Origin of the sequence: Paraburkholderia sp. SIMBA_027 (assembly GCF_046535315.1) — a bacterium.
GTDB lineage: Bacteria > Pseudomonadota > Gammaproteobacteria > Burkholderiales > Burkholderiaceae > Paraburkholderia > Paraburkholderia tropica.
In genome coordinates this window covers 61056-75006 of the sequence record NZ_JAWRWY010000020.1, presented here as the reverse complement: position 1 = coordinate 75006, position 13951 = coordinate 61056, and the positions used below count along the sequence as shown (strand labels likewise).

Sequence of the window (13951 nt, the reverse complement as noted above, 5' to 3'; positions counted from 1 at the left end):
GCCTTTCCGACTGCATCAAGCGGCATGGGCGCATCACGGCAGCAATTCCACGATGGCCCTATAATCCCGCCTTCGTGTAAATGGACTGTCAGCCACGTGCCCTCAACCTCTGAGACCCTTCTGGAGCTGCGCGACGTCGACTTCGGTTACGGCGATCGGCTCGTCCTGTCCGGACTGAACATGCGCTTCGGGCGCGGTCAGGTCATTGCGGTCATGGGCGGCTCCGGCGGCGGCAAAACCACGGTGCTGCGCCTGATCGGCGGCCTGGTGCGCGCGCAGCGCGGCCAGGTGCTGTTTCACGGCCAGGACGTCGGCGCGCAAACGCGCGAAGGCCTCTACGCGCTGCGCCGCAAGATGGGCATGCTGTTCCAGTTCGGCGCGCTGTTCACCGACATGTCGGTGTTCGACAACGTCGCGTTCGCCCTGCGCGAGCACACCGACCTGCCCGAAGAACTGGTCCGCGACCTCGTGCTCATGAAGCTCAACGCCGTGGGCCTGCGCGGCGCGCGCGACCTCGCGCCGTCGGAAATCTCGGGCGGCATGGCGCGCCGCGTCGCGCTCGCGCGCGCAATCGCGCTCGACCCCGAACTCATGATGTACGACGAGCCCTTTGCAGGACTCGACCCCATTTCTCTCGGCATTACCGCGAACCTGATCCGCACGCTCAACGACGCGCTCGGCGCGACGTCGATCCTCGTCACGCACGACGTGCCCGAGTCGTTCGCGATTGCCGACTACGTGTATTTCCTCGCGAACGGCAAGGTGCAGGCGCAGGGCACGCCCGACGAACTGCGCGCCTCGACCGATCCGATCGTGCGCCAGTTCATCGACGGCGCGCCGGACGGCCCGTTCCGTTTCCACTACCCGACGAACGTGCCGCTCGGCGCGGACTTCGGCATTGGCGGAGGCCGCTCATGACCGGCGCCATCAGTTCAGTCGGCCGCGCAGTGCTCGACGCCATCGCGCGCGCGGGCCATGCCACGCGGTTTTTCGTGCGCCTCGTGCTGGAATTTTTCCCGCTGCTGCGCCGTCCGCGTCTTGTCACGAAGCAGATCCACTTCGTCGGTAATTATTCGCTGCTGATCATCGCGGTCTCGGGCCTGTTCGTCGGCTTCGTGCTCGGTCTCCAAGGCTATTACACGCTCAACCGCTACGGTTCGGAGCAGGCGCTCGGTCTGCTGGTCGCGCTGTCGCTCGTGCGCGAGCTGGGTCCGGTGGTCACGGCGCTGCTGTTCGCGGGTCGCGCGGGCACTTCGCTCACGGCCGAAATCGGCCTGATGAAGGCGGGCGAGCAGCTCACGGCGATGGAAATGATGGCGGTGGACCCGGTGCGCATCGTGGTGGCGCCGCGCATGTGGGCGGGCGTGATCGCCATGCCCATTCTGGCGGCCATTTTCAGCGCGGTCGGCGTGCTGGGCGGTTATGTGGTGGGCGTGCTGCTGATCGGCGTCGATTCGGGCGCGTTCTGGTCGCAGATGCAAGGCGGCGTCGATGTCTGGGCCGACGTCGGCAACGGCGTGATCAAGAGCATCGTGTTCGGTTTCGCCGTCACGTTCACCGCGCTGTATCAGGGTTACGAGGCGAAGCCCACGCCCGAAGGCGTGTCGCGCGCGACCACCAAGACGGTGGTGTACGCGTCGCTCGCGGTGCTCGGCCTCGACTTCCTGCTCACCGCACTGATGTTCAGCTAAATAAAGCCAGGCGCTCCGGCGTCTCGCGTTTCGACCGGGTCGAACGCGAACGGCGGGGCGACGCGGCAGGCGCAACGGGCTTTCGGGCCGCGCGCCGCCGCAACGGATTCTCATTGGGATGACGATGAAAAAGACTGCTCTCGACTTCTGGGTCGGCCTGTTCGTGGTGCTGGGCTTCATTGCCCTGCTGTTTCTCGCGCTGAAGGCCGGGAACATGAGCTCGCTGTCGTTCCAGGCGACTTACCCCGTGAAGCTCAAGTTCGACAATATCGGCGGCCTCAAGCCGCGCGCGCCCGTGAAGAGCGCGGGCGTGACCGTGGGTCGCGTGGCGTCGATCGGCTTCGACTCGAACACGTACCAGGCGCTGGTCACGATCAATCTCGACCAGCAGTATCAGTTTCCGAAGGATTCGTCCGCGAAGATCCTGACCTCGGGTCTGCTCGGCGAGCAGTACATCGGTCTGGAGCCGGGCGGTGACACGGAAATGCTCAAGGCCGGCGATACCATCTCGATGACGCAGTCGGCCATCGTGCTCGAAAACCTGATCGGCCAGTTCCTCTACAGCAAGGCTGCCGACTCGGGCGCGTCGAAATCGGGTAACAGTGGAAGTGGGGCCGCAAATGGTCCGGCAGGCGGGGATAGCGCCGCGCCGGTCCAGGCACCCGCGCCGGCAGCAGCCGGTTCGGGCGCGGCGGCGCAATAAGGAGAAAAACGATGATGACCACACGCATGCGCGCCGTTTCGATCGGCGTCGCGGCGCTCGCCCTCACGGCGTGCTCGACGGTGCAGACGCCGTCGAAGGACGATCCGTGGGAAGGCTTCAACCGCACCGTCTACACCTTCAACGACAAGGTCGACCAGTACGCGCTCAAGCCGGTCGCGAAGGGTTACGTGAAGATCACGCCGCAGCCGGTGCGTGACAGCGTGACGAACTTCTTCGCGAATATCGGCGACGTCTACAACGCGGCCAACAACCTGCTGCAGTTGAAGATCACCGACGGCGTCGAAGACATCATGCGGATCGTGATCAACACGGTCTTCGGTGTCGGCGGCCTGTTCGACGTGGCGACGCTCGCCAAGCTGCCCAAGCACAATCAGGACTTCGGCCTGACGCTCGGCCACTACGGCGTGCCCGCCGGTCCTTACCTCGTGTTGCCGCTGTTCGGGCCGAGCACGGTGCGTGACGGCGTGGGCCTCGTCGGCAACTACTTCATCAACCCGCTCACCTATGTCGATCCGGCGGCGCTCTCGTGGGGCCTCTACGGCCTGAACGTGGTGAGCACGCGCGCGAATCTGCTGGGCGCGAGCGACCTGCTGGAAGGCGCGGCGATCGACAAGTACTCGTTCGTGCGCAACACCTACCTGCAGCGCCGCCGCTATCTGCTGTCGGACGGCCACGCGTCGTCGGATGGCAGCCTGCCGGACTACGGCGACACGCCGCCGCCGAACTACGAAGACGCCGATCAGGGCGCGGCGGCAGCGGCGCCGGCATCGGGCGCGGCACGTGCTGCTACGCCTACGGCGGCCAGCATGGCGCCCGCCGTGCCGGAAGGCGCGTCGGCCACGGTTGCTGCACCGGCCACGCTGGAAGGTCCGGCTGGCGCAGCGGCGGAGCCGGCTTCGGCCGCCTCGCAGACCACGGTGCCGGGCGGCGACGTCGTCCCGCCCGCGCGCATCGGCTTTCCGAGCCTCCTGCGTCTGCGTTGAGAGGCGGCGGCGGGTGGTTCGCGCGGGGTGGAACGCCGGTTCGCCGGCGTCCGGAGCGCTCAGGTCCGACGTAACAAGCTGAAACGCTTGTCGCAATTTCCTGGCACTCTTTGACTCAGTGCGATAGAACTCGCGTGCTATCGTTGGCTCGAATAACAGGCGCGATTCGGGGCTCATCGCCCGAAATCGCGCCTCCCCAACTTGCAGGACTCACTATGAAAAAATTCTTGTTGTTCCCGATTTTCGCCATGTTCTTCGCGTTCGCCGGCACGGCATCCGCGCAGACCGTCGACACCAGCAACCCCGACGCGATGGTCAAGACGATCACGCAGCAGGTCATGGACCAGATCAAGGGCGACAAGTCGATCCAGTCCGGCGACATCAGCAAGATCACGCAACTGGTCAACGAGAAGATCCTGCCGTACACCGACTTCCGCCGCACCACGCAGCTCGCGATGGGCCGCAACTGGCGCGCGGCAACGCCCGACCAGCAGCAACAGGTCATCGAACAGTTCAAGACGCTGCTGATCCGCACGTACTCGGGCGCGCTCGCCCAGGTGCGCGACCAGCAGATCGACTACAAGCCGTTCCGCGCGAACCCGGACGACACCGACGTCGTGGTCCGTTCGACCGTTGTGAACAACGGCCAGCCGATCGAACTCGACTACCGCCTGTACAAGACGGCGCAAGGCTGGCGCGTGTATGACATCAACGTGCTCGGCGCGTGGCTGATCCAGGCGTACCAGCAGCAGTTCCAGGAAAAGATCCAGCAGGGCGGCGTGCAAGGGCTGATCAGCTTCCTCACGCAGCGTAACCAGCAGCTGGCTTCGGGCAAGGCCGCTTCGTGAGCGAGCGCTTCGCCACCGGCGCCACGCTGACCCACGAGAGCGCGAAGGCCGCGCTCTCGGCGGGGCTCGCGCAGATCGCGTCGGGCGCGACCGCCGTCGACTGCGCGCCGCTCACGCAGTTCGATTCGTCCGCGCTCGCCGTGCTGCTCGCCTGGCAGCGTGCCGCGAGCCAACGCGGCGCCATCCTGAACGTCGTCAATCTGCCCGCCGCGCTCGCGTCCCTCGCGCGCGCCTATGGCGTCGATTCGCTCCTCCACGAGCGACATTGACGCGCGGCGGCTCGCCGAGCCGCCGCGTCCTCCTTCAAGTCAACGCCAGGCCCAGGCCGGGCCTTCCGACTTGGCCTATAATCAAATGTTTTTTGGGCGTTGCCCCGGCTCGATCGGGTAGCGCAGCAGACGGCCTGTGCCGTCCCCAATTCCGGTCTTCCCCGCAGCATTGATGCACTTACCGGCCGCACCGTTTACCACGGGCGGCGTCCGAGTCATGCCAGCCATAGAAATCCGCAACGTCAAGAAGCGCTACAAAGAGCTTCAGGCGCTCAAAGGCGTCAGCTTCACGGTCGAAGAGGGCGAGTTCTTCGGGCTGCTCGGCCCGAACGGCGCGGGCAAGACGACGCTCATCAGCGCGCTTGCCGGCCTCGCGCGTGCCGACGAAGGCACGATCGAAGTCCGCGGCCACGACGTCGTCACCGATTACCGCAACGCGCGCCGCAACCTCGGCGTCGTGCCCCAGGAACTGGTGTTCGATCCGTTTTTCACGGTGCGCGAGACGCTGCGCATCCAGTCCGGCTACTTTGGTCTGCGCAATAACGACGCGTGGATCGACGAAGTCATGGCCAATCTCGACCTCACCGAGAAAGCCGACGTCAACATGCGCGCGCTGTCGGGCGGCATGAAGCGCCGCGTGCTGGTCGCGCAGGCGCTGGTGCATCGTCCGCCCGTGATCGTGCTCGACGAGCCCACGGCCGGCGTCGACGTCGAACTGCGCCAGACGCTCTGGAAGTTCATCGCGCGCCTGAACCGCGAAGGGCACACCATCGTGCTCACCACGCACTATCTGGAAGAAGCGGAAGAACTCTGCGACCGCATCGCCATGCTGCGCCGCGGCGAAGTCGTGGCGCTCGAACGCACGAGCACGCTGCTGCAGCGCTTCGCGGGCACGCAACTGTTCCTGCGCTTCTCGGAAGGCGCACTGCCGACCGAATTGCGCGCGCTCGAAGTCGATACCTCGAATCTGCCGAACGGCGGCGGCAATCAACATCTGCTGCGCCTGAACAGCTACGACGACGTGGAGCGCATCCTCGCGCTGTGCCGCGCGAACGGCTGCAAGCTCGAGGAAATGGAAGTGCGCAAGGCCGATCTCGAAGACGTCTTCGTGCAGGTGATGAACGGTCCGGAAGTGATCGAGGGGCTCGCATGAGCGGTTTCCGTACGCTGTTTTACAAAGAAGTGCTGCGTTTCTGGAAGGTCGCCTTCCAGACCGTGCTCGCGCCGGTCATCACCGCGCTGCTCTATCTGACGATCTTCGGTCACGCGCTGCGCGGCCACGTGGAGGTCTATCCGGGCGTCGAGTACACGAGCTTCCTGATTCCGGGTCTCGTGATGATGAGCGTGTTGCAGAATGCGTTCGCGAATTCGTCGTCGTCGCTGATCCAGTCGAAGATCACGGGCAATCTCGTATTCGTCTTATTGCCGCCGCTGGCCGCCTGGGAGATGTTTGGCGCCTACGTGCTCGCCTCGATCGTGCGCGGCCTCGCCGTGGGCGCGGGCGTGTTCGTCGTGACGATCTGGTTCATTCCGATGAGCTTTGCCGCGCCGCTTTACATCATCGCTTTCGCGGTGCTCGGCTCGGCGATTCTCGGCACGCTCGGCCTGATCGCCGGGATCTGGGCCGAGAAGTTCGACCAGCTCGCGGCGTTTCAGAACTTTCTCATCATGCCGCTCACGTTCCTGTCGGGCGTGTTCTATTCGACGCATACGCTGCCGCCGGTGTGGCGCGAAGTGTCGCGGCTCAACCCGTTCTTTTACATGATCGACGGCTTCCGCTACGGTTTCTTCGGCTTGTCCGACATTAACCCGCTCGTGAGCCTCGCGATCGTTTTCGTCTTTTTCGTGGTGCTGGCCGCGCTCGCGATGCGTCTGCTCGCAAGCGGCTACAAGCTGCGCCACTAAGTGAAATTCAGGCAGGAGCCTCTCACCATGTTGTCTTCGGAACAGCTCAAGCAGTACATCCTGGCCGGGCTCGCGTGCGAGCATCTGGAGGTCGAGGGCGACGACGGCACGCACTTCTCCGCGGTCGTCGTTTCGTCGGCTTTCGAAGGCAAGCGTCTGATCCAGCGCCATCAGCTCGTCTATGCGGCGCTCGGCGACCGCATGCGCGCGGAAATCCACGCGCTCAGCATGAAGACGCTCACGCCCGCCGAATGGCAGAACGCATAATCTGGAATCTCAGTGCGAATTACCCAGGATAAAGGCGCCGCAGCCAGCGGCGCCGCTCAACTCGACGCAGCGCCGCACAGCGGCCGCACCGATCAGGAAACCTCAGGCATGGACAAACTCGTCATCGTCGGCGGGCAGAAGCTCGCAGGGGAAGTCACCGTTTCCGGTGCGAAGAACGCCGCGCTGCCCATTCTCTGCGCCGGTCTGCTGAGCGCGGAACCCGTTCATCTCGACAACGTGCCCGACCTACAGGACGTGCGCACGACGCTCAAGCTGCTCAACCAGATGGGCGTGCGCACGAGCCAGGACGGCGCGCGCGTGCAGCTCGACGCCTCGAACGTGAACAACCTCGTCGCGCCGTACGAACTGGTCAAGACCATGCGCGCCTCGATCCTCGTGCTCGGGCCGCTCGTCGCGCGCTTCGGCGAGGCGAAGGTGTCGCTGCCGGGCGGCTGCGCGATCGGCGCGCGTCCGGTCGATCAGCACATCAAGGGCCTGCAGGCGATGGGCGCCGAGATCAGCATCGAGCACGGCTTCATCGAAGCACGCGCCAAGCGCCTGAAGGGCGCGCGCATCGTCACCGACATGATCACGGTCACCGGCACGGAAAACCTGCTGATGGCCGCCGTGCTCGCCGACGGCGAGACGGTGATCGAAAACGCCGCGCGCGAACCGGAAGTGGGCGACCTCGCGCACCTGCTGGTGGCGATGGGCGCGAAGATCGAGGGCATCGGCACCGACCGCCTCGTGATTCAGGGCGTGGAGAAACTCCACGGCGCGCAACACACGGTTATTCCCGACCGCATCGAAGCGGGCACGTTCCTGTGCGCGGTCGCGGCGACGGGCGGCGACGTCACCTTGCGCAACGTGCGTCCGCACACGCTCGACGCGGTCACGGACAAGCTGCGCGAAGCGGGCGTGACGATCGAAGAGGGCGACGACTGGATGCGCGTGCGCATGCACGAACGCGCGCGCGCCGTGAATCTGCGCACCTCGGAATACCCGGCGTTCCCGACCGACATGCAGGCGCAGTTCATGGCGCTCAACACGATCGCCGACGGCACCTCGCAAGTGGTCGAGAACATCTTCGAAAACCGCTTCATGCACGTGCAGGAACTGAACCGCCTGGGCGCGCACATCACGATCGACGGCAAGACCGCGCTGATCGCGGGCGTGGAAAAACTCTCGGGCGCGAAGGTCATGGCGACCGATCTGCGTGCGTCGGCGAGCCTCGTGATCGCCGCCATGTGCGCCGAAGGCGAAACGCTGATCGACCGCATCTATCACCTCGACCGTGGCTACGACCGCATGGAAGCGAAGCTCACGAAGCTCGGCGCGAACGTGAAACGCATCAAGGGGAGCGAAGCATGAGCACGGTCGAATCCAGGCCGACGCCGGCCGCCGCCTCCAGCGCGCCGCTGACGCTCGCGCTCTCGAAAGGCCGCATCTTCGAAGAGACGATGCCGTTGCTGGCCGCCGCGGGCGTGCACGTGGCCGAAGACCCGGAAACTTCGCGCAAGCTGATCCTGCCGACCACCGATCCGAACCTGCGCGTGATCATCGTGCGCGCGACGGACGTGCCCACCTATGTCGAGTACGGCGCGGCCGACTTCGGCGTGGCGGGCAAGGACGTGCTCAACGAGCACGGCGGCGGCGGGCTCTACCAGCCGGTCGATCTCGACATCGCGCGCTGCCGTCTGTCGGTGGCCGTCAAGGCGGGCTTCGACTACGCGAACGCGGTGCGCCAGGGCGCGCGTCTGCGCGTGGCGACCAAGTACACCGAAGCCGCGCGTCAGCATTTCGCGGCCAAGGGCGTGCACGTCGATCTCATCAAGCTGTACGGCTCGATGGAACTGGCGCCGCTCGTCGGCCTCGCCGACGCGATCGTCGACCTGGTGAGCACCGGCGGCACGCTGCGCGCCAACAATCTGGCCGAAGTCGAAGAGATCATGCCGATCTCGTCGCGCCTCGTCGTCAATCAGGCGGCGCTCAAGCTCAAGCGCGCCGCGCTGCGGCCGTTCCTCGACGCGTTCGAACGCGCGTCGCGCGGCGAGCAGGCCGCATAAGTAGTCCGCGCGCCGCGCGCCTCGTGTGAGGCGCCGCGCGCACAACCGATACGGATGGATACCAGCATGGCTATCACGATGCGCAAACTCGATTCCAGCGCCGAAGGTTTCAAGAAGGCGCTGCGCGCGGTGCTCGCTTTCGAGGCGAGCGAGGACGAAGCCATCGAGCGCTCGGTCGCGCAGATCCTCGCCGACGTGAAGGCGCGCGGCGACGCCGCCGTGCTCGAGTACACGAACCGCTTCGACCGCCTGAACGCCACGAGCGTCGCGGCGCTCGAACTGCCGTTCAGCGAACTCGAGGCGGCGCTCGAAAGTCTCGAACCGAAGCAGCGCGCGGCGCTCGAAGCGGCGGCGGCGCGCGTGCGCGGCTACCACGAGAAGCAGCGCATCGAGTGCGGCTCGCATAGCTGGCAGTACACCGAATCGGACGGCACCGTGCTGGGCCAGAAGGTCACGCCGCTCGACCGCGTCGGCCTGTACGTGCCGGGCGGCAAGGCGGCGTATCCGTCGTCGGTGCTGATGAACGCGATTCCCGCGCGCGTCGCGGGCGTGCGCGAGATCGTCATGGTCGTGCCCACGCCGGACGGCGTGAAGAATCCGCTCGTGCTGGCGGCCGCGCTGATCTCCGGCGTCGACCGCGTGTTCACGGTCGGCGGCGCGCAGGCGGTGGGCGCGCTCGCCTACGGCACGCAGACCATTCCGCCCGTCGACAAGATCTGCGGCCCGGGCAACGCCTATGTGGCCTCGGCCAAGCGCCGCGTGTTCGGCACGGTCGGCATCGACATGATCGCCGGTCCGTCGGAAATCCTCGTGATTTGCGACGGCACGACCGATCCGCGCTGGGTCGCGATGGACCTGTTTTCGCAGGCCGAACACGACGAACTCGCGCAGTCGATCCTGCTGTGCCCGGACGAAAACTTCATCAAGCGCGTGGAAGCCGCCATCGACGAACTGCTGCCGACCATGCCGCGCGCGGACGTGATCGCCACGTCGCTCACGAATCGCGGCGCGCTCGTGAAGGTGCGCGACATGGCCGAAGCCTGCGCGATCGCCAACGACATCGCGCCGGAGCATCTGGAAATCTCGGCGCTGGAGCCGCAGAAGTGGGGCGCGGAAATCCGCCACGCGGGCGCGATCTTCCTCGGCCGCTACACGAGCGAAAGCCTCGGCGACTACTGCGCCGGCCCGAATCACGTGCTGCCTACGTCTCGTACCGCACGTTTCTCGTCGCCGCTGGGCGTCTATGATTTCATCAAGCGTTCGAGCCTGATCGAAGTCAGCGCGGAAGGCGCGCAGACGCTGGGCGAGATCGCGGCGGAACTGGCTTACGGCGAAGGGCTGCAAGCCCACGCGCGCAGCGCCGAATACCGCATGAAGCAGAGCTGATCGGGCCGCGCCGGTCGAGCAGCACCGATCGGCGTCGTCGAGCCCGGTTCGCGGCGCCGCCCGGCGCTAAGGCCGCGCCCGATGCCTGGAAATCCGAAGTAACCAGCCGGGCCACGGCAGTCAGCAATGTGCCAGGGTCCCGCGAATGCCTTGCCAAAGGCACCGATAACAACCCGAGACCAACGATCACCTGGACGGTCATGCAGCCGGGCGCTGCGAATCGACCGTTCCTGCCGGCTTGCCGCCTCGCGCGCCAGCCTTCCGACATGACGACACCTCAAGATCTGATCCGCTCCGATGTGCTCGCAATGACGAGCTACCCGGTGCCCGACGCATCCGGCTTCGTGAAGCTCGACGCGATGGAAAACCCGTTCCCGCTGCCCGCCGATCTGGCGGCGAAGCTGGGCGAGCATCTCGCGGGCGTTGCGTTGAACCGCTATCCGGCACCGCGTCCCGAGGCGCTGCTGGCGAAGCTCAAGACCGCGCTGCGCGTGCCGGCCGACTGCGACGTGCTGCTCGGCAACGGCTCGGACGAAATCATCAGCATGATCACGATGGCGTGCGCGAAGCCGGGCGCGAAGGTGCTCGCGCCGGTGCCGGGCTTCGTGATGTACGCGATGTCGGCGAAATTCGCGCAGCTCGACTTCGTCGGCGTGCCGCTCAACGCCGACTTCACGCTCGATCTCGACGCCATGCTCGCCGCCATCGACGAGCACAAGCCGGCCGTGATCTGGCTCGCGTATCCGAACAATCCGACCGGCACGCTGTTCGACGACGCCGACATCGAGCGCGTGATCGCGGCCGCCGACGCCGCGGGCTCGCTCGTGGTGATCGACGAGGCGTATCAGCCGTTCGCGCAATCGAGCTGGCTGCCGCGCGCGGGCGCGTTCCCGAACGTGGTCGTCATGCGCACGATGTCGAAGCTGGGTCTCGCGGGTATTCGTCTGGGGTATCTCGCGGGCCGCGCCGCGTGGCTCGACGAATTCGACAAGGTGCGTCCGCCGTACAACGTGAACGTGCTCACCCAGGCGGCGGCCGCTTTCCTGCTCGATCACCTCGACGTGCTCGACGCGCAGGCTGCGCAACTGCGCGCCGGACGGGCGCAACTGGCCGCCGAAGTGGCGAAACTGCCGGGCGCCGAAGTGTTCCCGAGCGCGGGAAATTTCCTGCTGGTGCGCGTGCCGGATGCTCACGCCGTGTTCGATACCCTGTTGACCGCGCGGGTTTTGATCAAAAACGTGAGTAAAATGCACCCATTGCTGGCGAATTGCGTGCGCCTGACCGTCGGGACCCCCGACGAGAACGCGCAACTGATCGCCGCCCTGAAGCTTGTGCTCAAGTGAATCGTCCCCACTGTTCACCGTATTCCGAAGCGCGCTTCGTTCTCTAATCCCTCCTGTACGGGCTGTTTGAAGGAAATTGCCATGCGCGTCGCGCAAGTCGTTCGCAACACCAGCGAAACGCAAATCCGCGTCAAAATCAATCTGGACGGCACCGGCGAGCAGAAGCTCGCGACCGGCGTGCCGTTTCTCGACCACATGCTCGACCAGATCGCACGACACGGTCTGATCGATCTCGAAGTCGAGGCGCATGGCGACACGCAGATCGACGACCACCATACGGTGGAAGACGTCGGCATCACGCTCGGCCAGGCGGTCGCTCAGGCGATCGGCGACAAGAAGGGCATCCGCCGCTACGGCCATGCCTACGTGCCGCTCGACGAGGCGCTCTCGCGCGTCGTGGTCGACTTCTCGGGCCGTCCGGGTCTGGAGTTCCACGTGCCGTTCACGCGCGCGCGCATCGGCACCTTCGACGTCGACCTGTCGATCGAATTCTTCCGCGGCTTCGTCAATCACGCGGGCGTGACGCTGCATATCGACAATCTGCGCGGGCTCAATGCCCACCATCAGCTGGAAACCGTGTTCAAGGCCTTTGGCCGCGCGCTGCGTCAGGCCGCCGAGTTCGACGAGCGCCAGGCCGGCAAGATTCCGTCGACCAAGGGCAGCCTGTAAAGCGGTGCTGGCGGGCTCCGCGCTGCGCCAGTTAAGGGCGCGCGCGAGCCGCAAGGCGTAGATTGACGGGTTTGAGCAGCATCGGCGGCGCGCCCGGGCGGTGGCGCTCCGAAGTTGCTCGCGAAGCCGGGGCACGAAGCAAACCGGGCAAGGCCCAACATGGCCCACGCGGCCTGAATCGAGATGAAAACTTCAATTGCGATTGTGGATTATGGGATGGGCAACCTGCGTTCGGTCGCCCAGGCGCTGAAGCAGGCCGCGCCGGAAGCCGACGTACAGATCGTCGAGCGTCCCGAAGCGATCCGCGCAGCCGACCGCGTCGTGCTGCCGGGCCAGGGCGCGATGCCCGACTGCATGCGCAGTCTCGCCGAGTCGGGCCTGCAGGACGCCGTGCTCGAAGCCGCGCGCAGCAAGCCGCTGATGGGCGTGTGCGTGGGCGAGCAGATGCTGTTCGACTGGAGCGCGGAAGGCGACACGAAGGGCCTCGGCCTGTTGCCGGGCAAGGTCGTGCGCTTCGAACTCGCGGGCCGGCTGCAGGACGACGGCTCGCGTTTCAAGGTGCCGCAGATGGGCTGGAACCGCGTGCGCCAGGCGCGTGCGCATGCGCTGTGGGACGGCGTGCCTGACGAAAGCTTCTTCTACTTCGTGCACAGCTACTACGTGGTGCCGGACGACGCGTCGCACACTGTCGGCGAAACGCCTTACGGTGCGGCCTTTACCTCGGCGGTGGCGCGGGATAACATTTTCGCGACCCAATTCCACCCGGAAAAGAGCGCCGCGGCAGGCCTGCGCGTGTATCGCAACTTCGTCCACTGGAACCCCTGATTTCGAATGCGGCGCTGCCTGATTGCGGGCTGACTGGCGCCGGGGCCGGCCAACGAGGCCGCCCCGCACCGATCTCCGATGGCAAGGCCGTCGAAAGAGTTGTACTAAACTAGCGAAACGGCGTCGGATCGGGCCTTTTATCCACCGAAGCCGGCTGATTTCAACCTCATTCCCAGATATTCCCCGATTGCTATGCTGCTGATTCCGGCCATCGATCTCAAAGACGGTCACTGCGTACGCCTGAAACAAGGCGATATGGACCAGGCGACGATTTTTTCCGAGGAACCGGCGGCGATGGCCCGACATTGGGTCGAGCGTGGCGCGCGCCGTCTGCACCTCGTCGATCTGAACGGCGCATTCGCCGGCAAGCCGAAGAACGAAGATGCCATTCGCGAAATCATCCGCGAAGTGGGCGACACGATTCCCGTGCAGCTCGGCGGCGGCATCCGCGACCTCGACACCATCGAGCGCTATCTCGACGACGGCCTCTCCTACGTGATCATCGGCACCGCCGCGGTCAAGAACCCGGGCTTCCTCCAGGAAGCGTGCACGGCGTTCGGGGGCCATATCATCGTCGGCCTGGACGCGAAGGATGGCAAGGTCGCCACCGACGGCTGGAGCAAGCTCACGGGCCACGAAGTCGTGGATCTCGCGCGCAAGTTCGAGGACTACGGCGCGGAGTCGATCATCTACACCGACATCGGCCGCGACGGCATGCTGCAAGGCATCAACATCGAAGCCACGGTGCGCCTCGCGCGCGCGGTGAAGATTCCGGTGATCGCGAGCGGCGGCCTGTCGAATCTCGCCGACATCGACGCGCTCTGCGAAGTGGAAGACGAGGGCGTCGAAGGCGTGATCTGCGGCCGCGCGATCTACTCGGGCGATCTCGACTTCGCGGCGGCGCAATCGCGTGCGGACAGCCTGCGCGAATCGGACGACGCGTAAGCGTCGCCCCCATGGCCTCCGCGAGCGGAG

The 13951-nt window shown here is 65.8% G+C and carries 16 protein-coding genes; all 16 read left to right on the top strand.

Annotated features, from left to right (window positions below; translation table 11 throughout):
* The first annotated feature begins 96 nt into the window (after positions 1–96).
* The gene (locus SB764_RS31410) at positions 97–918 is read left to right on the top strand and encodes an ABC transporter ATP-binding protein (RefSeq protein ID WP_065062711.1); all 822 of its coding nucleotides are present in this window, start codon (positions 97–99) and stop codon (positions 916–918) included.
* A complete protein-coding gene (gene mlaE / locus SB764_RS31405; protein WP_065062709.1) occupies positions 915–1691 on the top strand; it encodes a lipid asymmetry maintenance ABC transporter permease subunit MlaE in 777 nt (258 codons plus the stop codon). The genes SB764_RS31410 and mlaE overlap by 4 nt, the downstream gene beginning before the upstream one ends.
* 124 nt (positions 1692–1815) lie before the next feature.
* Positions 1816–2394, top strand: a complete 579-nt coding sequence (gene mlaD / locus SB764_RS31400; RefSeq protein WP_065062821.1) for an outer membrane lipid asymmetry maintenance protein MlaD — start codon at positions 1816–1818, stop codon at positions 2392–2394.
* A gap of 11 nt (positions 2395–2405) precedes the next feature.
* A complete protein-coding gene (locus tag SB764_RS31395; RefSeq protein ID WP_065062707.1) occupies positions 2406–3398 on the top strand; it encodes a VacJ family lipoprotein in 993 nt (330 codons plus the stop codon).
* Between the two features lie 215 nt (positions 3399–3613).
* Positions 3614–4246, top strand: a complete 633-nt coding sequence (locus tag SB764_RS31390) for a phospholipid-binding protein MlaC (RefSeq protein ID WP_110328893.1) — start codon at positions 3614–3616, stop codon at positions 4244–4246.
* Positions 4243–4515 (top strand): lipid asymmetry maintenance protein MlaB, encoded by a 273-nt coding sequence (locus tag SB764_RS31385; RefSeq protein WP_074987155.1) that lies wholly within the window; start codon positions 4243–4245, stop codon positions 4513–4515. The genes SB764_RS31390 and SB764_RS31385 overlap by 4 nt, the downstream gene beginning before the upstream one ends.
* A 217-nt stretch (positions 4516–4732) precedes the next feature.
* The gene (locus tag SB764_RS31380) at positions 4733–5668 is read left to right on the top strand and encodes an ABC transporter ATP-binding protein (RefSeq protein ID WP_065062701.1); all 936 of its coding nucleotides are present in this window, start codon (positions 4733–4735) and stop codon (positions 5666–5668) included.
* A complete protein-coding gene (locus tag SB764_RS31375) occupies positions 5665–6420 on the top strand; it encodes an ABC transporter permease (protein WP_065062700.1) in 756 nt (251 codons plus the stop codon). Before SB764_RS31380 ends, SB764_RS31375 begins: the two co-directional genes overlap by 4 nt.
* Before the next feature lie 27 nt (positions 6421–6447).
* A complete protein-coding gene (locus tag SB764_RS31370; protein ID WP_065062699.1) occupies positions 6448–6687 on the top strand; it encodes a BolA family protein in 240 nt (79 codons plus the stop codon).
* 108 nt (positions 6688–6795) lie between these two features.
* Complete coding sequence (murA, locus tag SB764_RS31365) at positions 6796–8058, top strand: UDP-N-acetylglucosamine 1-carboxyvinyltransferase (protein ID WP_110328894.1); 1263 nt, start codon at positions 6796–6798, stop codon at positions 8056–8058.
* Entirely contained in the window at positions 8055–8753 is a 699-nt protein-coding gene (hisG, locus tag SB764_RS31360; protein WP_065062697.1) for an ATP phosphoribosyltransferase, read from the top strand. The genes murA and hisG overlap by 4 nt, the downstream gene beginning before the upstream one ends.
* A 66-nt stretch (positions 8754–8819) precedes the next feature.
* Positions 8820–10139, top strand: coding sequence for a histidinol dehydrogenase (hisD, locus tag SB764_RS31355; protein WP_074987153.1), 1320 nt, complete (start codon positions 8820–8822; stop codon positions 10137–10139).
* A 266-nt stretch (positions 10140–10405) separates the two neighbouring features.
* On the top strand, positions 10406–11482 hold the full coding sequence (hisC, locus tag SB764_RS31350; protein WP_110328916.1) for a histidinol-phosphate transaminase: 1077 nt from the start codon (positions 10406–10408) through the stop codon (positions 11480–11482).
* 81 nt (positions 11483–11563) lie between these two features.
* The gene (gene hisB / locus SB764_RS31345) at positions 11564–12151 is read left to right on the top strand and encodes an imidazoleglycerol-phosphate dehydratase HisB (protein WP_065062696.1); all 588 of its coding nucleotides are present in this window, start codon (positions 11564–11566) and stop codon (positions 12149–12151) included.
* Positions 12152–12334: 183 nt separating this feature from the next.
* Positions 12335–12976: an imidazole glycerol phosphate synthase subunit HisH gene (gene hisH, locus SB764_RS31340; protein WP_065062695.1), complete on the top strand. Its 642-nt coding sequence runs from the start codon at positions 12335–12337 to the stop codon at positions 12974–12976.
* Positions 12977–13168: 192 nt separating this feature from the next.
* On the top strand, positions 13169–13921 hold the full coding sequence (gene hisA / locus SB764_RS31335) for a 1-(5-phosphoribosyl)-5-[(5-phosphoribosylamino)methylideneamino]imidazole-4-carboxamide isomerase (protein ID WP_065062693.1): 753 nt from the start codon (positions 13169–13171) through the stop codon (positions 13919–13921).
* The last annotated feature ends 30 nt before the right edge of the window (positions 13922–13951 follow it).